Source organism: Leptospira noguchii serovar Panama str. CZ214 (genome assembly GCF_000306255.2).
GTDB classification, from domain to species: Bacteria; Spirochaetota; Leptospiria; order Leptospirales; family Leptospiraceae; genus Leptospira; species Leptospira noguchii.
The window spans coordinates 444,983-464,470 of the sequence record NZ_AKWY02000021.1; the positions used below are offsets into that span (position 1 = coordinate 444,983).

The window sequence follows — 19,488 nt, forward strand, 5'->3', positions numbered from 1 at the left end:
AGTTAATTTATTTTTTTGGTCGGGGTTCCTGATTTTGTTTGAATCTGTGTAGTTCTTTTACCCACGGATTGAACCGTATTTAATTGTCTCGTCTTTGCCTCCGCGATCACCACAGGAAACAAAGATAAACTCAAAGATACGTCGTTCCCAGTCTCTTTAGCCTCTTGGATATTCATATCTCCGATCAAAAGATTTGGAATTTCATCCGTAGAACGTCCTAGATATCTTTTATCAGGATCATCCGGTTCCACAAAACGGAACAAAGATGGTAACATAGAAAGAATTTTAGAAATAATTCCGCCGGTAGAATATCCAAGCAACGTGACTAACGTTCCTTGGGACTGCCAACGAACTAAAGTCTCTAATTTATCATCCACACTTTTTACGTTTAAGGCCAACGCGTCCGTCGAAGAAGAAATTAAAACGTTAAGCGAAATACATCTTTGGCCGGGAATCACGTGATCTGTGATCGAAGTCATTCCTTTTTCCTTTTCTACCGTATGACGAGTAATCTCCACCGGATAAGAGTGCTGAATACCTAAAGAGACATTCAACTCCACCTCTTCGTCTCCGTCTGTAAGTGCGATCCTATCCCTACCAGTTAAAATTTTCATAAAACAACCTCCGGTGAAATACCCGCCCCGAGCCCGATTTTAGTCGCAATCTTTTCCAATTCCTTTTCTAAATAAGATGCGAATACATTCGCGTCTTCTTTTGTAGAAGCAGAACCTAACACTAAATTGGCGATGTTTATGTTAATTGGATTACCTCCACTTTTTGACTTAGATCCGCCCAATACTCCTAAATCTTTTACGGCTACCAAATTGTCATCTGGATGAAATTGTACGATCTGGCCTTGTTTAGTAATGAGTGCATCGTCCACCTTTTTTACGTCGTTGGACTGATTAGAAGTAATCCCAAGAACTTTCAATAACTGTAGCGGAAAAATTCCACCTAATTTCTTTTGAATCTTCGATCCTAGTTCTTCGAGAGAACTTAAAATCTTTCCTGGAAGAGCTTTGAACCAATCTATTAAATCCCTAAACATTTTCTTAATATTCGCAAAAGGTCCTAAAAATTTACCGATCGCGGATTCACTTTCGGTAAACCATTTGTATAAATCCTTAATGATCAAAATGATGATCGCAATCATAGCGCCTAACGCAACTCCGATGGCGATCCACACAATCCAAGGAGCAATCGCGATAAAACCAGCCGCCGCCATACTCAATAAAGAAGGAATCATAGCTCCAAAAGTAATTCCGGAAGTAACGATCATCTGAGCAGCAATCGCTCCTAACACCCCCACAAAAATGCTTCCAAAAATGATCAATACGTCTTCCATGTATTCTGAACTTTCCCCGCCAATCGTAAAATAATCGATCAAGTCTCCGATCACATTCAAAGAAGGAGTTAGAGCTTGTGCAATTAAAAGTCCGAAACTTTCCTTTAATCTTTCTATAGTTTTATCAAATCTTTCTAAAATTACGGAAGCGTCTTTAACATGAGATCCATAAGTATTTTGCAATATACTATTTTCATTTAAAGCCTTAGAGATTAAGTTTTCCCTTGCTAACCGTTTATCAACGGCAGACATACCGGATTCGTTTATCTGTTTAAACTCGGCAGAATAACTGGAAAACAGAGCCCCGTTACTTTTTAAAAAATCTTCGGAACCGTCTTCAATTGCTTTATAGGCCTCTTTCATAGAAGAAGTTAAATCTTGATTCGTAAGTCTGGACACTTTTTGGAGTCCAGAGAGATTTTTAGAAATAAATTCAACCGAAGCCCCGGCTCTGATCGCCTCGTTTGCAGCTTCGGTAAGTTCTTTTTGTGTGGCCAGTCCTCTAGAAGTTCGTATGGTATTATTGATTGCGTCTTGTAGTTTTGGAAATTCGTTCCCAGAAAGATTTTTCAAAACTACAATCTGTTTTTCTAATGCAATTCCTGCTTCAAAAGAAGGGGCAATGATAGAATTAAAAATATAAGAACCTATCTGAGCAAAACCTTTAAACGCAGAAGAAAGCAAAGCCGCAGTTTTAGCGCTGGCATTGAGCTGAAAATCCAGTTTTGCAATTTGCCTTTCACTAAAACCCGCAGACTTTGCAATGCTAAAAAATTCATCTTCTAGTTTTGTATTTCCTTTTAATTTAGAATATAAACTAGTAAGATTAGATTCAGTCGTTTTTAAACGACTGGCAAAAACAGATAAACCGGACTCACCTTTTACAAAATTCCGAACAGAATCAGCCAAATCCTTCCAAGACTTAATCCCTCTTTGAGAAGCAAGACTTGTGGTGTCTGAAAAATCAATGATCCTTGATTTTAGTTTTTTCAGATCCTTTTCAATTTCAGAAAAAGCATCTTTCGAATCCACATTTATTTTAATTACAACATTCACTTCTCGCTCTGCCATATTGTTTATCATCCAATCTTATTTTATTTTTATATAAATTATTTAAAATATTATGAAATTATTAAAAACTAGAACCTTGAATTAATTTGGCTAAAAATTTAAGTTCTTCCGCTTTTTCTTCGGCTTCTTTTTTTCTTCTTCTATCTATCACTTCCATCATTTTCATATAAAGAACGGTGGACGCATTTTCGAGTTCTTTAGTCGTAAAATGCGCCGCACCTAAGATAAAAGGTTTCCAAAAGAAAAGCTCTCGATCCACTTCTTCATCAATCCACTTCATCCATTCTTCGGCAGAAGGATTTTCTCCAAAATCTGCAAACCTTTTATTCCAACTCCCACTTAAGAAATCGGTTAGCTATATACAGCCACACCTCCACATGATTTGGTTCAACTACATCTAACGTAGGTTCAAAGGTATGCTCGAGAGGTTTTACACAAAACTTAAAGAACTTATCTAAAAGTTTGTCCTGATTTAATCCTTCAGTAAGAGAAATAGATTCTTGTCTCCAACGAAGCGCCTTTCTATTGCCTGGATGTTGAAGTTTATATCTTTTACCATCCACAAAAAGGATCTGAGCAACCTTAGCGTCGTCGTCTATGATTTCTAAGATAGGCTCAGATGGTATTCCGCCCTCCGAATTATTCTTTAACTTAGAATATTCTATTTTTTGAATATTTGAAATATTTCCTATACTTTCTGCGCTCATGCCGTCAAAACTCCTTTATAATCGGGAAGAAGAAATACCCAGGTTTTGTCTTTATATTCCTTACCTTTTTCTATGTTTGGTCTTTCCCAAACTCTTCCCTGCGCGGAAAAACCGAGCATTCCGCCATCGCTTTTATCCTTAATCGTAAATACGCAAGGAAGACGTCCTTCGCCCATTGTAAAAAAGAATTCGTTTTCAGGAGAATCTCCCATCAGGACGATAGACAACTTTACTCTTCCATCATATATTTCCGAAATGTTCCAATCGCCTTTGATACCTACTTGAGAAAGTATGTATTCTTTAGTTACCGGTTCGATTTTAAAAAAACCGTCCGCTTGACTCATACCCGACACATCTCTTCCGTTGCAGTTAACGTTTAATTTCTTTGGATCCCAAATACCGTTCATTCCTGATTACTCCTTAAGTTAATTCTCCGTCTATGTCGACTTCGTTGATCGCTCCTCTTAAACGACACGAAAAAGTGACGTTAGGAAGAACTCGGTTGTTCCGATCGTTTGTCGGAATTTCGTCTATCGTATCTGGTAGATTGATTTTATACTGATAATCGCCAAGATCGGATCGTGTTTTATCTGCATCCGTTTCGACCGGCGCAATGATACCTTGAACCCCAGCTTGAACAAAAACCTCTCTCATCTTCGCTTCGATCATCTGAATTCCTTGAATTGTATAAGGTACAACGTCCGAGTTCAAAAAAAGACTTGAGATGTTTTCTTTCAGACGGGCTTTAAGCCAAGATCGATTTTCGACCACGTCCGCGTAGACGTTCCCGGTAGAAATTCCTGGATAAGGAACTTGTTTTCCTCCGAAATCTACGATCAGATTTCCGTTTTCTGAAAATACAGAACTCACTTGTGAATTCGTATAACCAGAATTCTCCACTCCATCTAGAGGCAAATAAGCGTAGTTATACGAACCAACTCTGCGAGGAACAGAATTTCCCACCCAGGCGGCTTCTGGAAAAGAATCTGGAGTTTTATGAAGGGTAATATACTCCCAGATAGAATTTCTTCCAGTCAAAACGTTTAGATCGTCAGTACAGGCAAAAAACATCTTCTCGATAGAAGCGAGATAATCACCTAACGCGTGTATGGTTTCTTTATCGTGAGTGGTTGCTATAGTTTTGAACCAAGAGTCTTTACCAGAATTCCTAAGAGTGGAAATTTCGATCAAAGCAGACGACCAAGAAGTAAGCAGAAATACTGCAACCCGTTTTGGCCGAGGAGTTTGTCTGAACATCTGTGCGGCTTGAATGTATTCCTTATCGGAAGAGGTGAAACCTAATTCTAAAAGATCATCTGAGGAAGAAATTTCCATATATCTTTCATAACTCAAAGCGGTTTGTGTAAACGCAGAAACAACTCCGCTCCCAGAGTTTGCCACTTCGATCACATCTACAATCTTAGTCGCTCCCGCAATATTTGAAATTGACTCAGCCGCTAATTTGATCTGATGTGCCGTAGAAGTAGCCACCCCGTTTGCATCAGTAGAAACGTTAACCGAAATTATATAAGGATCGTTTTCTGTACCAGTTCCGGCACGAACTACGCTAAGACTGGTATTGTTCCCCGAAACCACGTATTTAACTTGTATAAATACGATTCCAGTATGTGCAGATTTCCAAATAAGCCCGCTGGAATTTTCTGAAATTTGTAGAGAATAGGTCGGTTCTTTAACTCCTAAAATTAAAGGTAGTCCGAATCCCATTTGAGAAACCGGAGTATTTCTAAGAAATAGATTGATACTGATCGGCTCTATTTTAGAGACTGTTTGTGCGCTCATGCTCCCTCCTGATATTCAACCGTTGGTGCGCTCGCGGTTGATTCGCCTTGTTGTTCATTAGTTTTTCTTAATTTAAATAAGACGTCAAAGCTAACCTTATATAGATAACTTCCACCTTCTGTTAAAACGGTTTTGTCCTGTATGTTAGGCAAAGTCAAAACCGGGGTCATCCCAAACTTATTACATTCAATCGTTCCTTCTTTTGAATCAAACCAGTCCATCGACTTTTCTGAAAGTTCCCAGCAAACCACAATGGAACTATCGTGTATAAATGTAACGTTGATAGATACGCTCTGGTTAATACGAACGATTTCTTTAAAACTGGAAGAATCTAATTTCTCAATTTTTCGAGAAGCATTTGACATAGGATCTTGAACCAATTGAGCGACCTTATACGTTCCATAAGGATAAGAGAGCGACAAAACTATTTGATCCGCAAGAACAAATGGAATAGCTTGCCCCACACCCGCAACCACAGAAATCATTTTATCCATAATTGATTCAATATATTCAAAATTCATAATCCTATTATACTCTCCAAATTTAATCCCTCCCAGAAGGGCCAATTAGATTCAAACATAATTATATAAAAATTTTTATTTCGGAATAGATTCATCAAAATATGAATTTTCCAAAAATTCGATGTGGTGATTTTAATGTAGTTAGATAAATAAGTCTACGTCGGAAAAGAACCGAATTTGACGTATTTTCCTTTGGGTCCCATTTTAAAAATGGTTTTATTGAATTTTAATTTAGAGAATAAATATGATGAGTTATAATCGGGAATTTATGGTTTTTTTGAGAAAAGTTCTATATTCTATTTTTTTAAAATAACCGATAACATCATTTTTTATGCAACTGAGTGACTCAAAAAAATCGGTTTTATTTACTCGCATAGCCTAACGCTTGTTTGTGGGAACTAACACAAACCCACAAGTTTCAAAGTAAAATCTTAGGTCGGAACTACACCCATACTTGAAAATGTGGGAACTAACACAAAACAAATGTTTAAAAATTCGTAATGTGACTTAATTTGTGGGAACTACCTCAAATCCACAATTTTACAGTAAAATCTTAGGTCGGAACTACACCCATACTTGAAAAATGTGGGAACTAACACATTTAGAAAAAATCACCAATTCCATTTTATGCAGAATTCACTTCATTTCAAGTTTTAGAAGCAAAAACAAACTATTGAGAGCCTCGCTCCAAACTAAAAATTGTAGAGATATTGATAACAAAGAGCTATTGAAAAGTTCGCAAACGTATAGGCACAACAACTTTTGTGGAAAATTCAGTAGTTTATTATAAAATAATAAATTAATACTACCCAAGTTCAAAAACAAATACTTAATAAAAATTGAAAGTGTTAGTTTATATATCCGATGAAATTTTTTGAAAAAAAGAGAAAAAAATTTCCGCAAGAACTAAATCTTCCTTACGGGTAATTTTAAGATTCAAAGGATTAGATTCCACAATAGAAGAAGTTTTCCCAAAAGTTAAAGCCCAAGAACAAAGATCGGTGGGAATCAAATCCACAGAAAACTTTAGAAGCTCTTTCAAAATATCACCACGAATTCCCTGAGGGGTTTTCATAAACCAAACGTGTTCCCGATCCAAAAAGGATACGGTTTTTCCATTCAATTCTTCTAATACAGTTTCGGAAGTGCGAGAAGCCAAAGTAGCAATCCCTTCGGAACGCACTTTTTCGCAAAGAGAATCCAATTCTTCCCCAAAAATAAAAGGTCTGGCCGCGTCATGAACCAAAATAATATCTTCTTCTTTAAAATCTAAAACGGATAAACCGCATAACATGGAGGCATGTCTAGTTTCACCTCCCTCAACAATCCTGTCTTCGTTCCCTAAATAAGGAGAGCAGATTGATTCGATGTTATGGATCGATTCAGGATGAGAAACTAATACGATCTGCTTTTGTTTTCCCCAAGTTTGAAATTTTTTTAAAGAATGGAGAAGAATAGGTTCACCGTTTAATTCCAAAAACTGTTTTGGAATTTTAGAACCCATTCTAGAACCGGTCCCACCGGCTAAAATTAAAACGTAAATTTTTTCAGAGAGAAACAACGACTTCATTCTGAAAAATCTGTTCCCAATTCTGACGTTTTCGAATCAACTGAAAACCTCCATCCAAATCCACTAAAATCTCAGCCGTTTCAGGAAAGGAGTTATAATTTTTTGTAGACATAGAAGAACAATACGCTCCAGCGCCTTCCATAACAACATAATCTCCTAATTTAGCTTCTCCTGTTATTCTTGTAATTGGTCCGCCACCTTCTGCTTGAGTAAATAAATCCCCACTCTCACAGCAATGTCCTACAAATACATAATCCGCCGTTTTACCGGAATGAGTTCCATCTTTGGGAACAACGACTAACGGATGTTTTGCGGCATACAAAGAAGGTCTGGTATTTACATCCATACCTGCGTCCAATTTAACAAAAGTATAACGACCGGTAGAAACCACATCGTCGACAGTAGTAAGTATAGAACCGTTATTTACCATTAAAAACGAACCCGGTTCGATTTCTAAATGAAGTTCAGTTCCGTATTTTTTTGCAAATTCCTGAAAGAGTTCAACCACAGGCGGACCGATCTTTTGAAAATCAGTAGTTTTTTCATCTTCCATTCTACCTACCTTAAATCCTCCGCCTAAATTTAAGATCTTACATTCCGAAAACTGAGCGGCAATATCGAGCGAAACTTGAGCGACCGTTTTCCAAACTTCTGGATCACTTCCGGATCCGATATGAGTATGAACTTTAAAAATTTTCAGATCAAACTTAGACGCGATCTCTTTTACCCGATTTAGATCCTCGTACCAAATTCCAAAGGAAGAAGTGTTTCCACCCACATCCGTTTTTTTAGTCTGACCGGAACCAAGTCCCGGATTAAACCGAACACTGACTTCTTTCCCTGGAAATAAATTTCCAAAGGTTTCGAGCTGACGAAGAGAACAAGCGTTAAAAACCACTCCTCTTTCTACCAATTCTTTAAGACCCTTGGCGAGTTCCTGAGAAGTCAACATGATCCGATCCGGTTTAAAACCATAGTGGATCGCTCTCAAAACTTCGTATTCTGAACTTGCGTCAATTTGAATTCCCTTTCGTTTCATAATTTCCAAAACAGTACGATTGGGATTGGCTTTCATAGCGTATCGAACGGTCAAACCATAAGCGTTTGGAAACGTAAGAGCGACCTCACAACTTTTTTCGATTCGTTCTCTGGAATAAACAAAAACTGGAGTTCCAAATTGCCCAGCGATGGATCTCACTTGGGATTCTGTTAAAAATTTTAATTTTTCTATTGATTGCATAGTGAAACGTACAATTCTAAATGGTTTTAGAACACGCTCCAAAAGGGTTCCGTTTTTTAAAAGGCATTTTCCGTCATGGCTGGTAAAATCACTCATCTAGAAGTACTTTCTCAGATTTGTAAACATTTGGATCACGGAACCGCAGACCAAAGAAAAATTGCAGTTCTAATGCGAGCAGAGTCCAATCGAAAGTTCGCAAACATAGGAGCCATCGCCCCAGATATATTTTATTTTTATCATATATTTTCTCCTCACAAAACAAAGAAAGCTACCAAATGGGGAGACATGAGCCATCACAATTCAGTCGCAGAACTAGTGCTGAGTTTTTTGGATCTGATTTTACAAACCGAAGAAGGAATTCACAGAGATCGTTATATCGCTTTTACTTTGGGTTATATCTGTCACTGCGTCGTGGATATAGTCACTCATCCATATATCTTTTATATTTCTGGAGACTTTTACAATAAGGACAAAAAAATCAGCAGCCTTGCACAATACAATCACATGAGAGTGGAAAATGCACTGGATTCTTGGTTGTTAGACTATAGATGGGGAATGACTCCAAAAGAATACGACTTTGTACATCACGTAGACGCCATTTTTAAATCCGAAAAAAAAATCTGGAAAATGGATCCGATGCTCTGGCATTTTTGGCTACGCGGGCTTAAATCCACTTTCTCCGAAGAATTCAAAAAACATTATATAGGCTCGGAAGATAAGATCATTCCAGGAGATTTGTTAAACGAATCCTTTTTAGGTTATTTAGAATTTCATAAAATTATGGATTCCAGAAGTAGATGGGTTCGAGGAACTCTGAAGTTTTTAGATCAGATCACTTTTCACAAGGTTAGATCTTCAGTGCTCATGCTTCCACTTAAAGAACATATAGACAAACGAATTATGAACGAAGAAAAAAAGAAATGGAACTATCCCGCAGATCCGTCGATCGTAAGAGAAGATTCCTTTGTAGAACTGATCAACAGTTCCGCACAAAACGGTAAAGAAGCACTGACCCACGCCTGGAATTATCTGGAAAACAAAATGAGCCGATCCGCATTTCTAAAAGAATACCAAGGATATAACTTGGATACTGGACTCCGATTTCAAGGAGTAGACAGTATGAAAGAATTTTCACCGTTGGAAGAAGTTTAATCGAACATGAAACAAGAACCAGTCAGTTATCTTTTTCGTTTTTTTGTAATTCATTTCCGGGATAAATTCTTATCTAGGATTTTAAATTCCGAAAACCCACTCAAACAACTGGGCAAACTCTGTTTGATCCTATTGTTTTTGAACGGATTTCTGTTCGTATTCTCCATCAAAGATTTATGGAAAGTTCCAGAATCGAACCAATACGAAAAACCATCCGTATTATACGGATTAGGCGAAAAGAACGAATACGAACCGATCGCAGAATTTTATCGTTTTTCAAGGGTCGTTTTGAACATCAAAGAACTTCCACCGGAACCGGACGGTAAACCGAACAAACTCATCCGAAGTTTTGTCTCCACCGAAGACAATAATTTTTATTCTCATTGGGGACTGGATCTACGCGGAATCTTTAGAGCATTTATGGTCAATCTTCTCGCGGGAAGGATTAAAGAAGGGGCATCAACAATCACACAACAGGTGGCAAGACTTAAGTTCTTAAATACGGAACGTTCCTTCCTTCGAAAAGCAAGAGAAGCCTGGCTCGCACTACTTTTAGAAATAGTTTTCGATAAAGATACTCTAATGGAAATTTATCTCAACGAAATTCCACTCGGACATGGAACGATCGGAGTAGGAGCTGCTGCTAGATTTTATTTTAGAAAAGACGTAAAAGACTTAACCTGGGGAGAATCCGCACTACTCGCAAGCCTTACCACAAGACCCACCGAATTTTCTCCTTTGGTAAATCCAAATTCTTCCAGCGCCAAGGTCAGAGTTGTATTTAAGAAATTTGTAGAAAACGGAATTTTAGACGTCAAAACCGCAGAAAAAGAATACGAAAGTTTTTCAGAATATTATATTACTCTAAATCGTTCTCCCAACGATTCCGCATTCGGAGACAGACTCAACCGTTTTCCATACTTTACGGAATACGTTCGTAAAAATCTAGCTCGTTATATTCCAAAATCCACACTTTATAGCGGCGGTCTCAAGATCTATTCCACCTTAAACATACAACACCAAACACAAGCGGAAAAAGCGTTGTATGCAGGTCTCAAAGCCCAAACCGCATTATCCAATCAAAGAACTTTTACTAAAATAGACGCGTTCGACGACGCCTACGGAGAAATCTACGATCTATTATCGATGTTAAACGACATCCCGGATTTTAAATTTAAAATTTCCAGATCGGCAAGAACCTTCAACCGCGCTTGGCAAGAAGACTTAAGAGACGAACTCAGCGCTCTCAATCTATTGAGCGGAACCGAAAGTTTGGGAGAGATAATCGATTGGAATTATAAAAGCCAACAAACGGAGGACTTTCTTTTACCAGTAGAAGGTGCTTTGATTTCAATGAGACCAGATACCGGATATATAACCGCAGTGGTAGGAGGTTCTGGATTTCGTTCCGACAATCAGCAGATCCGAGCTTTTCAAGCCTATCGTCAACCTGGCTCCGCGTTTAAACCGATTATATACGCCGCCGCCATGGAATATTTTAACGAACATCCGGATCCTAAAAAAAACGTAACCGCGGCGTCCCTTTTCTCCGACTCCCCTTTACAATACGTATTAGAAGACGGTGATGAATGGAATCCGTCCAATTATACGGGAGAATATTCAGGATTTATAAAATTGCGAGAAGCTCTAGAACTTTCTAGAAATAGCGTAGCCGTTCGAGTATTGGAACATACCGGAATCAGTAACCTAATGCCCTACTTAGAAAAAATTCTTCAGATAGAAAACAGACCCATCCCAAGAAATTATTCCATCTCTTTAGGAACTTTTGAAGTATCACCTTACGAATTAGCACGTTCCTATGCAGTAATCGCATCCGGAGGCAAACAAGTATTTCCTCTCAGCGTTCTTTATGTAGAGGACGGATCGGGCAAAGTGATCAAGGATTTTAGAGAAGAAGCAAATAAACAAGAAAAGAAACAAATTCTTTCCCCAGGAGTTTGTTTTATTCTTACTTCCATGATGGAAGACGTAATCAAAAAGGGAACTGGAACTGGCGCTACCTCGTACGGACTCAGCCGTCCCGCAGCCGGTAAAACCGGAACCACAAATAACTTTAGAGACGCATGGTTTGCAGGTTATTCTTCCGAATTAGTCAGCGTGGTTTGGCTCGGTTACGATACCGGAACCCTCTCCATGGGAAAAGGAATGTCGGGCGGGGTAGTCGCGGCTCCCATCTGGGGAAGGTTTATGTCAAACGCACTTTCCAGAGAAAAATCGAAGCCGTTTCACTTTGGAGAAACGGGGGTAGTTCGCAAACAAATCTGTTCCATTTCTGGAAAACTTCCAGGTTCTCATTGTCATCAAACCGAAGAAGAATACTTTACCAAAGAAACTGTACCCAAAGAAGTTTGCGACGATCATCGTGGAGCTGGTTTTATTCCGGAACCGGAACCAACTACTCATCATACACAGACAAAAAAGAAGCAGAAAACGAATATTTTCCAGGGAGATGATGATTTGATTCGCTAATTCAGAACAAAAATACTTGTCGTTTTGGGATTGAGTACACAAATAGATTTACGACATGTCCCAAACCAAGGGACAGTTTCGATTGTTAGCAGGAGTTTTAGATGGCCATCGGCAGGGAAAATAATAACAGCGTAATCGGTCCAGGGTCCATATTCGAAGGGAAATTTTATATCGCGGGTTCTCTTCGGATCGACGGTAAATTCGAAGGAGAGATCAAAACGGACGATACTCTTTATATCGGAGAAACCGGTAAAGTAAGAACCAATATCTCGGCCAGAGAAGTGACCGTTTCTGGAACCATGATCGGAAACATCAAAGCCGAAAATGAAGTTCGCTTAGAAGAAACCGGAAGACTTTTAGGAGACATCATCGCACCTGCCCTTCATCTTGCCAAAGGAGTGGTTGCCAAAGGAAACATAACGATCACTGGCGGACAAAAGAAAGACGTAAAAAAAATCGTAGAAGAATCTTTCGGTGGAACCAGAACCCTAGACAGCGGAAAGGACGAATAAGCACTTTTCCTTCTATTAGGAAAGGACAAATAGCGGCCGATATTCTTTCTATATGATCTTCAAAAAGCCCAGACAACTGACCGCCGGAAAAGAAATACTTCGGACAGAAAGTTTTACTCTGATCTATCTGGGCGCGTTTCATTTTCATTATTCTTTTTATTTCAGAGGAAATCTCTATCACGGAAATCTGGATTTCCGCAGAAGAAAATTTAGGCTCATTCCTATCTTTGCATCCGTAGTTATTTTTTTCGCGATCTTAGGATTCGGAATGAATCCGAGCAACGCGATGATAGATTCTTCTGGACACGAGATTACGGAAAACGATTCCGAAGACTTAAAAGCAAAATCCGGAGATGAAAAGTTTTTAGAAGAATCCGAAAAAGCGAAACTTACGATTTTGATGGCGAAAGAATTAAAAAACCCTTCTGAAAAGAAAAAACAATTCAAAGTTACTTCGTATCGTGTAAAACGAAATGAAACGTTAGCCGAAATAGCAACTCGTTTTAAGGTCTCTATGGAATCTATTGCCGGTTCTTCCAATATTAAAATTGAAGATACTCTTTATCCCGGACAAGTATTGAGTATTCCAAATAAACAAGGTCTTCTTTACAAAATGAAAACCGGTGATACTGTCGCCAAAGTTGCCAGTCTTTACAAGGTCAATCTAGACGAGATTCTATTGGAAAACAAATTAGACGATCTAGATATTCTTAGGCCGGGACAGAAGGTGTTTTTACCCGGCGCGGTGATTCCAGATCCTACTCCTAAATGGGTGATCCCGGTTGCTTCTAGAATTGTAACTTCTAATTTCGGTTTTAGGACCTTTCCTAGAAAAAAATTCCATGAAGGTCTTGACTTAAAAGCATTTTACGAACCGATCGCAGCAGCTAGAAATGGTAAAGTTATTTATGCCGGATGGATGGGTGGCTACGGTAACGTGGTAGTAATCGAACATACGGACGATTTTAAAACTCTCTACGCACATAACTCTAAACTGTTTGTTCAAAGAGGAGACTACGTTTTAGCAGGAAAGAAAATCGCAAGATCAGGTTCTACTGGTTATTCTTTTGGACCTCATTTGCATTTTGAAGTCATCAAAAACGGACGTCCTGTTAATCCTTCCAAATACTTAAAGGGACTTACATTTAGAAAGGGCGGTCCTACTCACTAATTTCAGAATATCAAAACTGAAATTTTCAAAGTTCGGAAATTTTATGATACTTTTCTCTGTAAACTAACGCGAGTTTGGCGTTAACAACGTAGCTTTCTAAATTTAACTGTAAAATATAAATCCGCGGGGGGAGTCCAAGAATTACGCCTCTTTTTACAGTTTGAAAATTTTTTTGCAATGCGATCTGATTTCGTAAAAGTTATTCGGAACAAAACTTAATTTTCTTAAGTCGAACTCACGTTAAGTTAGCTGAATTCCATCTTTAAAAAGATCTTCAAAACAGAGAATGGCTGATAAACCTCCAACTTTCAAAAAGTTCCCTACCGAAAATATACAACCACCTAACAGAACCTACCAATTTACCTATTAACTGGTTATTACAACACGAGTATTGCAAAAAACGAAAAAATCACGCTTGTCGCATATATTCGATAAACAGAATATTCAAAATCTATTAAAACAACTGTGTTTTTATTCACCACCAATCCATCTGTATTTTTCATAAGGTGGATCCACTTCTAAAATTTGCACTTGGCCCTGATCAATTAACTTTCGGATCAAGGAATGTAGAATTGCAAGCGCCGTATTGTAATAACTGCTATTTGCCACCTTCTCCCCCATCGCTTCCAAAACCAATGTGGAAAGATCTTGATCATTTTCTTTTAATCTACGAACTACTCCTCTTTCCAATAAGTTTAAGGTTTTAGATAATAGTTTGATCGCCCTCTGAGGATCATCCGGCTCCGATCCGTGTGCGGGAAGAAGTCTTCGAATTGGCAATTTAGAAAGACGATCTAAAGATTTATGATAATCGTATAAGTTTCCGTCTATCTCCGCATAAATGGAAGAGATATTTTGAAGCACTAAATCTCCGGTAAAATAAATTTTCTCTCCTAAAATATAGGGAGTCAAATGCCAACGATTATGACCAGGGGTATATAAGATTCCGATTTCTCTTCCTCCCGCCTGAATTACATCACCTTCCACGAGTTCAACGTCAAAATCTAAATACGGATTCACTCTTTCCGAGTTGTCCAACGCATCATGAAATTCGAATATACCAGTATCCACTCTTTTAAGTTCGGTGAGTCTCGTACTATTATCGTGATGTCCCTTATATACGAGTCTTCTCATCGCTCTTTGAAAAACCTGAACGAACTCCACGTAATTTCCGATCTCAGAAGCCATTCCGGCCATCGCGTACAATTTTGCGTCCGTATAATAACGCAAAGTCAAGGCGGCGCTCATATGATCTAAATGATTATGGGTATAAATGATATGTTTGATCTTACTCAAAGAAAGTCCGATTTTTTTCAAGGCCCTTTGTAAAAGTCCGAGGTTTTCTATATAACCGGAATCGATAATGGTAGGTTCTCCATCCGGAAGGATATAGATATTGTTGGGAGCATAAAAAGGTTGGGGAATTTCAGTTTTAAAGATTCCGTCTCCTATGTTCTTTACTTCCGGAATAGAATCGTATCGATGAACTTTCATTCAACCTTCCCTAAAAAAAGGTATTTTTTTTATATACAAAGACCCAAGCCTGCAATTGGAATTTTAAATATTCTGATTTAGACAAAAAAGAAAAATAATAAAATATACAAACGAGTATTTTAATTTGTCTCATTTATCAATTTCTTTAGATCAATCATAAAAATCTATTTCTAAGTTGTAGTCTTATTTTTTAAGGTTTCGACTAACTTTAAATCTGATCACAACAAACTTTTACCGCATCTGCAAGCTGTTTTGGATCCCAGGGTTTTGGTAATACCGCGTAAGTACCAGCTTCCTTTTTTACTCGTTCTACCGCGGCATCGTCTACGTGACCCGTAATCAATATAGAACGAATTTCTGGATATTTTTGATGAATATGAATTAAAAATTCGTCTCCTTTGATTCCGGGCATACGCCAATCGGACAGAATCAAAATCACGTTGATTCCATTTTGGGCCAACTCATCTACAACTTCCAAGGCTTCGTTTGCATTGATTGCGGTTTCATATTGAAACTCATTTCCGAACTGTTTCTTTAATTCTTGCTTTAACGCGATCAAGATGATAGGTTCGTCGTCTACACAAAGGATCGTATTGTTCTTCACTGTATCATCTTTCAAAAGATATTCTCCGTACTTGCAGATTTCAACCACACGCTGAACTTTGTTCTACCCGGGACACTCTCAAACTCTATCCTACCACCCATCTTTTCTATAATCTTTTTACAGATATCTAATCCTAAGCCGATTCCTTCTCCCTGTTTTTTTGTAGTGAAGAAAGGTTCAAAAATTTTATCTTTCACAGAATCCGGAATCCCGGTTCCAGAATCGGTAAAGGAAGTAATGATCCAGGAATTTTTTTCTTCCAGACCGATTTCAATCTTCCCTTGATAATTCATGGATTGCAAACCATTATTTAAAAGATTGATCCAAACTTGGTTCAGTTTATTCCCATTCCCTAAACAAAGTCCATTCGTTTTATAATCTTTAACGATTTCAACTCCGTACTTAATTTTAGTGTGATACAAAGTGAGAATGGTATCTATCTCAGACCGAATATCCACAGGAACCACATCCTCTTCTTGATCACTTCCTCCCGGATTCAAATAATTTTTCAAAGCCTCTACTACGTGAGAAGCCTTTCCACTTGCAATCGAAATGACCTTGTTCAATCGAACGATCGTAGAAAGCGAACCTACTGTATTCAAAAGACTCATTCTTGTTTCCGATCCTAAAAGATCCACGAGTCTTTCACCAAGTCGATAGGCTCCTATATCCAAAACCATATTCGTAACGTCTCCGTAGTCGTCCATTCCTGCATTCTTAAACATTTGAAGCAGATCTTTTTTCAGACTTCTATCTGGAATAATTTCGGATTCAAACGCGTCTTTTAAACTTTCTTCCAAAAGGACATTAAAATTTTCAGATTCTTTTTCGTTAAAACTAGAAAGAAGATCCGGAAGTCCTTTTAATTCTCTTTGCAGAATTTCTAAAACCGCCCGATTAGAAGAAGCGATCGCCCCCAAAGGAGTATTCAATTCGTGTGTCATCCCCGCCGCGAGTTGACCAAGTGCAGCCAATTTTTCGGAAAGTAAAAGTTGATCCTGCGCCCCACGCAATTCCTTCATGATCTTTTTAAGATTGTTTACCGCGTCTCTTAAATCGGAATTTGATTTGCTTAGTTCTTCGGTTCTAAGATCAATTTTCCTTTCCAGATTTGCGTTTAAATCCAGAATCGTTTCTTCCGCTTCCTTACTTTTAGTTATATCGTAGATAATTCCGAAAATTTGTTTGGGTTCTCCGCTTAAGTTTCTCTTATAAACTCTTTCTCTGGAAATGAGCCATCTCCACTTTCCACCGTCGTGATGTTTCATTCTATATGAGTTTTCTATAATATCTTTATCGTTCGCCTTTTTATATTGAGGAAATATTTCGGCGTCGTATTTTTGAAAATCGTCTGGATGCATCAGATTTGAAATCATCCGTTCTCCCATACTTTTAATTTCTACCACAGAATATCCCAAAACAATTTCTATCCCGTCATTGATATAAACGTATCTTTTTTCTTCAATATCATAAATATATAATATATCGGGAGTAATATCTAAAATCGATTCTATAAACCTATTTCTTTCTAAAAGTTTTTCTTCGATCTGTTTTCTTTCCGTAATGTCCACCATCACGCCGCGCAACCATTGCGATTTATTATCGTTTACAATTACCTTAACTATATCTCGAAGCCACACAACACTTCCGTCGTTTCTCATAAATCGGTATTCACAGTCGTAGGCTTCCATCTTTTTAGTACGATTAATTCGAAAATCCACCGCCCAAACTTTATCTTCGGGATGTAGATGCCCCGCCCAAAACCCGGGCTCGTTCCACTCCTCTACCGAATAACCGAGCATATCCACTACCTGCTGACTTACGAAAGTAAATTTAAACGTGGACGTGTCCATTTCCCAAACAATTCCAGGAGTAGTATCTACAAGATCTCTAAATTGTTCTTCGCTGGCTTTGGTTCTTTGAAAGGATTCTTGAAGTTGTTTCGCCATGTGATTGAAAGCAATAGAAAGTGATCCCAATTCCTCCAATTTACTTGGAGGAACTCTTTGATCAAAATCTCCTTTTGCCATCTCAATACTCGCATTCGAAATTCTACGGATAGGAGCCGTAACAATTCCGGCAAGTAGCGCTGCGATCAAAAGAGAAGAAGCCAAGGCGACCGCAAAGACCTTCGCAGACTGACTGCTTCCGATCTTCACACCTTCCAAATAATACGCAGATGGAATTGAAGTAATTAGTATCCAATTTGTATTTCCGCTATTGTCTTGATACGGAGTCGCCTGAGTCAGCCAAGTTTCCAAAGACAAAGGTTTTGCGGTAACTACGTCAAAATGAAACTGCGTCGGCTCGTATAGTAAATTCAAATTTCCTAATTTACTTTGAAGAGTTCGAATTGCGTTTTGAATTACAGGATCTTCGTTAAAATCATTTTTTTTCTCCGCTTTAGAAGAACCGATCACGTTTCCCATACGATCGACTATGATCGCACGTCCATGTGCGGCAACATTCGTAGATTTGAGAAGAGAACGGATCCCACCCATACGTACGATTTCGTTTTCCTTTTGTGTTTTTTCGAGATATTGATCTAAACGAAGATTAATATTTTCTGATATTTCCTGATGTAATCTTCCGGCGAGTTTATCCGCAGCCATTTCGGAACTTTTCAAATTTAAATACGCTGTCACTCCTACCATCACTAAAACAAGAAGTATAAACGGAGCCACCAAAAACATTCGAATTGGCAATCCCTGAATCGAATTTTGATTTTGGTTATTATTCTTTTTTTCCCACTGAAATTTTTTAAGATCAAAATAAGATTCACGAACATGTCCCGGTATTTCAGCCCAAAACATTCCGTATTTACGAGCCAACGGAAGCGCCGCTAACATCGCAAACGGAGCAATTACCCAGGTGATCGAAATCGTAAAAAACAAAGCGGGCGTAATGTTTCTATAAGAAATTGAAGGTGAAAATTGTTTAGAACAAAGATAACCCCAAAGCTGTGGTTCTATCATCATAAAGACGATCACAAAAAGAAAATATTTAAGCCAGACTTTGGCCTTTGTAAAATTTGGGTCTTTACCGATCAGTCTATACGCAATCCAAAAACAAGAAGGATTGATAAAATAACCCAAGAGCCAATCGAGTAAAAAATCGGGAGGAACTCCTTCAATCAAATCGGAAAGTGCATATGCAAGCGGAACCGCAATCAGTGCCGGATAACCAAACAATAGAATACAAAGAAAAACGGAAAGATCTTTGAGAGATTCGAACGTCTGAGCCCCAGGAACTAAAACAATAAAAGAACCTAAATAACCCGTTATAAAAATGAATACGAAAGTAAATGGAATACTCAAAAGTGCCTGAGTATCCCAAAATTGTACCTCTCTTTTAAAACCGATGCCGTTCGTAATTTTCAGACGAAAACCGGTAAATGCAGAGATCATAAAAAAGAACCCTATGATCCATCCCAGAAATCCCCAAATTTCGAGTATTGGAAGCGGGATCGATTGAAAAATAGATTCAAGCTGCTGAATGATGACGTGCATCCCTATCCCGCCTCAACAAAATCATAATCACAAAGAAAGTTACAACAAACCATGAAGAAAACCGGAAAAAAATCTTAAAAGATAATTCCGAAAGTTGTAAATCAAATTACAAACAGAAATTGGATTTTGTAAGACAGAATCAAAATTCTAAGCGAAAACCCTATATCCGTTTTAATTTTAATTTAAGTCGTAAATCGAACCTTTTTCATTTTTAAATCCAAATTAAACGTTTTTTATCTACTTAAAATTTATAGCATGTCTCAAAGCTTAAATTCTAATTAAAGCTATTGAAAAATTCAATA

General features: G+C 38.0%; 16 protein-coding genes. 4 read left to right on the forward strand and 12 right to left on the reverse strand.

Annotated elements, in window-relative coordinates; all coding sequences use genetic code 11:
• Positions 1 to 2: 2 nt before the first annotated feature.
• The 9 genes from LEP1GSC059_RS12285 to LEP1GSC059_RS12325 all read right to left on the reverse strand — a co-directional run bounded on the left by LEP1GSC059_RS12285 (position 3) and on the right by LEP1GSC059_RS12325 (position 8,254).
• Positions 3 to 614 carry a phage baseplate protein gene (locus LEP1GSC059_RS12285; RefSeq protein ID WP_002179048.1) on the reverse strand — a complete coding sequence of 204 codons (612 nt, stop codon included), beginning with the start codon at positions 612 to 614 and terminating at the stop codon, positions 3 to 5.
• Entirely contained in the window at positions 611 to 2,416 is a 1,806-nt protein-coding gene (locus LEP1GSC059_RS12290) for an LIC12611 family phage tail protein (protein WP_017215890.1), read from the reverse strand. Before LEP1GSC059_RS12290 ends, LEP1GSC059_RS12285 begins: the two co-directional genes overlap by 4 nt.
• Positions 2,417 to 2,477: 61 nt before the next feature.
• Complete coding sequence (locus tag LEP1GSC059_RS12295; protein WP_017215891.1) at positions 2,478 to 2,696, reverse strand: hypothetical protein; 219 nt, start codon at positions 2,694 to 2,696, stop codon at positions 2,478 to 2,480.
• Between the two features lie 43 nt (positions 2,697 to 2,739).
• Positions 2,740 to 3,123, reverse strand: a complete 384-nt coding sequence (locus LEP1GSC059_RS12300; protein WP_002179019.1) for an LIC_12613 family protein — start codon at positions 3,121 to 3,123, stop codon at positions 2,740 to 2,742.
• Entirely contained in the window at positions 3,120 to 3,530 is a 411-nt protein-coding gene (locus LEP1GSC059_RS12305; protein ID WP_002179040.1) for a phage structural protein, read from the reverse strand. Before LEP1GSC059_RS12305 ends, LEP1GSC059_RS12300 begins: the two co-directional genes overlap by 4 nt.
• 13 nt (positions 3,531 to 3,543) lie before the next feature.
• The gene (locus LEP1GSC059_RS12310) at positions 3,544 to 4,923 is read right to left on the reverse strand and encodes a DUF3383 family protein (RefSeq protein ID WP_017215894.1); all 1,380 of its coding nucleotides are present in this window, start codon (positions 4,921 to 4,923) and stop codon (positions 3,544 to 3,546) included.
• Positions 4,920 to 5,444 carry a phage neck terminator protein gene (locus tag LEP1GSC059_RS12315; protein ID WP_020980859.1) on the reverse strand — a complete coding sequence of 175 codons (525 nt, stop codon included), beginning with the start codon at positions 5,442 to 5,444 and terminating at the stop codon, positions 4,920 to 4,922. Before LEP1GSC059_RS12315 ends, LEP1GSC059_RS12310 begins: the two co-directional genes overlap by 4 nt.
• An 853-nt stretch (positions 5,445 to 6,297) precedes the next feature.
• Complete coding sequence (locus LEP1GSC059_RS12320; RefSeq protein WP_002179030.1) at positions 6,298 to 7,014, reverse strand: IspD/TarI family cytidylyltransferase; 717 nt, start codon at positions 7,012 to 7,014, stop codon at positions 6,298 to 6,300.
• Entirely contained in the window at positions 6,992 to 8,254 is a 1,263-nt protein-coding gene (locus LEP1GSC059_RS12325; protein WP_017215896.1) for a diaminopimelate decarboxylase, read from the reverse strand. Before LEP1GSC059_RS12325 ends, LEP1GSC059_RS12320 begins: the two co-directional genes overlap by 23 nt.
• Positions 8,255 to 8,329: 75 nt before the next feature.
• On the opposite strand from LEP1GSC059_RS12325, the gene LEP1GSC059_RS12330 reads away from it, so the two are divergent.
• The 4 genes from LEP1GSC059_RS12330 (at position 8,330) to LEP1GSC059_RS12345 (ending at position 13,579) form a co-directional block, all read left to right on the forward strand.
• Positions 8,330 to 9,406 (forward strand): zinc dependent phospholipase C family protein, encoded by a 1,077-nt coding sequence (locus LEP1GSC059_RS12330; protein WP_002179044.1) that lies wholly within the window; start codon positions 8,330 to 8,332, stop codon positions 9,404 to 9,406.
• A 6-nt stretch (positions 9,407 to 9,412) separates the two neighbouring features.
• Positions 9,413 to 11,896: a penicillin-binding protein 1A gene (locus LEP1GSC059_RS12335; protein ID WP_017215897.1), complete on the forward strand. Its 2,484-nt coding sequence runs from the start codon at positions 9,413 to 9,415 to the stop codon at positions 11,894 to 11,896.
• A 101-nt stretch (positions 11,897 to 11,997) separates the two neighbouring features.
• Positions 11,998 to 12,408: a bactofilin family protein gene (locus LEP1GSC059_RS12340; protein ID WP_002179015.1), complete on the forward strand. Its 411-nt coding sequence runs from the start codon at positions 11,998 to 12,000 to the stop codon at positions 12,406 to 12,408.
• 52 nt (positions 12,409 to 12,460) lie between these two features.
• The gene (locus LEP1GSC059_RS12345; RefSeq protein ID WP_017215898.1) at positions 12,461 to 13,579 is read left to right on the forward strand and encodes a peptidoglycan DD-metalloendopeptidase family protein; all 1,119 of its coding nucleotides are present in this window, start codon (positions 12,461 to 12,463) and stop codon (positions 13,577 to 13,579) included.
• Between the two features lie 471 nt (positions 13,580 to 14,050).
• On the opposite strand, the gene LEP1GSC059_RS12350 is transcribed toward LEP1GSC059_RS12345, so the two are convergent.
• The 3 genes from LEP1GSC059_RS12350 to LEP1GSC059_RS12360 form a co-directional block, all read right to left on the reverse strand.
• Complete coding sequence (locus tag LEP1GSC059_RS12350; protein WP_017215900.1) at positions 14,051 to 15,073, reverse strand: MBL fold metallo-hydrolase; 1,023 nt, start codon at positions 15,071 to 15,073, stop codon at positions 14,051 to 14,053.
• Between the two features lie 208 nt (positions 15,074 to 15,281).
• Positions 15,282 to 15,692 carry a response regulator gene (locus LEP1GSC059_RS12355; protein WP_002179027.1) on the reverse strand — a complete coding sequence of 137 codons (411 nt, stop codon included), beginning with the start codon at positions 15,690 to 15,692 and terminating at the stop codon, positions 15,282 to 15,284.
• Positions 15,689 to 19,186: a PAS domain-containing protein gene (locus LEP1GSC059_RS12360; RefSeq protein WP_017215901.1), complete on the reverse strand. Its 3,498-nt coding sequence runs from the start codon at positions 19,184 to 19,186 to the stop codon at positions 15,689 to 15,691. The genes LEP1GSC059_RS12355 and LEP1GSC059_RS12360 overlap by 4 nt, the downstream gene beginning before the upstream one ends.
• Positions 19,187 to 19,488 lie beyond the last annotated feature (302 nt).

Excerpts from the sequence above, each read along its gene's own strand:
- LEP1GSC059_RS12345 (WP_017215898.1), top strand. The coding sequence starts at position 12,461 with ATGATCTTCAAAAAGCCCAGACAACTGACCGCCGGAAAAGAAATACTT.
- LEP1GSC059_RS12335 (WP_017215897.1), top strand. The coding sequence starts at position 9,413 with ATGAAACAAGAACCAGTCAGTTATCTTTTTCGTTTTTTTGTAATTCAT.
- LEP1GSC059_RS12290 (WP_017215890.1), bottom strand. The coding sequence starts at position 2,416 with ATGGCAGAGCGAGAAGTGAATGTTGTAATTAAAATAAATGTGGATTCG.
- LEP1GSC059_RS12325 (WP_017215896.1), bottom strand. The coding sequence starts at position 8,254 with ATGCAATCAATAGAAAAATTAAAATTTTTAACAGAATCCCAAGTGAGA.
- LEP1GSC059_RS12350 (WP_017215900.1), bottom strand. The coding sequence starts at position 15,073 with ATGAAAGTTCATCGATACGATTCTATTCCGGAAGTAAAGAACATAGGA.
- LEP1GSC059_RS12330 (WP_002179044.1), top strand. The coding sequence starts at position 8,330 with ATGGCTGGTAAAATCACTCATCTAGAAGTACTTTCTCAGATTTGTAAA.
- LEP1GSC059_RS12320 (WP_002179030.1), bottom strand. The coding sequence starts at position 7,014 with ATGAAGTCGTTGTTTCTCTCTGAAAAAATTTACGTTTTAATTTTAGCC.
- LEP1GSC059_RS12315 (WP_020980859.1), bottom strand. The coding sequence starts at position 5,444 with ATGAATTTTGAATATATTGAATCAATTATGGATAAAATGATTTCTGTG.
- LEP1GSC059_RS12295 (WP_017215891.1), bottom strand. The coding sequence starts at position 2,696 with ATGAAGTGGATTGATGAAGAAGTGGATCGAGAGCTTTTCTTTTGGAAA.
- LEP1GSC059_RS12300 (WP_002179019.1), bottom strand. The coding sequence starts at position 3,123 with ATGAGCGCAGAAAGTATAGGAAATATTTCAAATATTCAAAAAATAGAA.
- LEP1GSC059_RS12285 (WP_002179048.1), bottom strand. The coding sequence starts at position 614 with ATGAAAATTTTAACTGGTAGGGATAGGATCGCACTTACAGACGGAGAC.
- LEP1GSC059_RS12360 (WP_017215901.1), bottom strand. The coding sequence starts at position 19,186 with ATGCACGTCATCATTCAGCAGCTTGAATCTATTTTTCAATCGATCCCG.
- LEP1GSC059_RS12340 (WP_002179015.1), top strand. The coding sequence starts at position 11,998 with ATGGCCATCGGCAGGGAAAATAATAACAGCGTAATCGGTCCAGGGTCC.
- LEP1GSC059_RS12310 (WP_017215894.1), bottom strand. The coding sequence starts at position 4,923 with ATGAGCGCACAAACAGTCTCTAAAATAGAGCCGATCAGTATCAATCTA.
- LEP1GSC059_RS12305 (WP_002179040.1), bottom strand. The coding sequence starts at position 3,530 with ATGAACGGTATTTGGGATCCAAAGAAATTAAACGTTAACTGCAACGGA.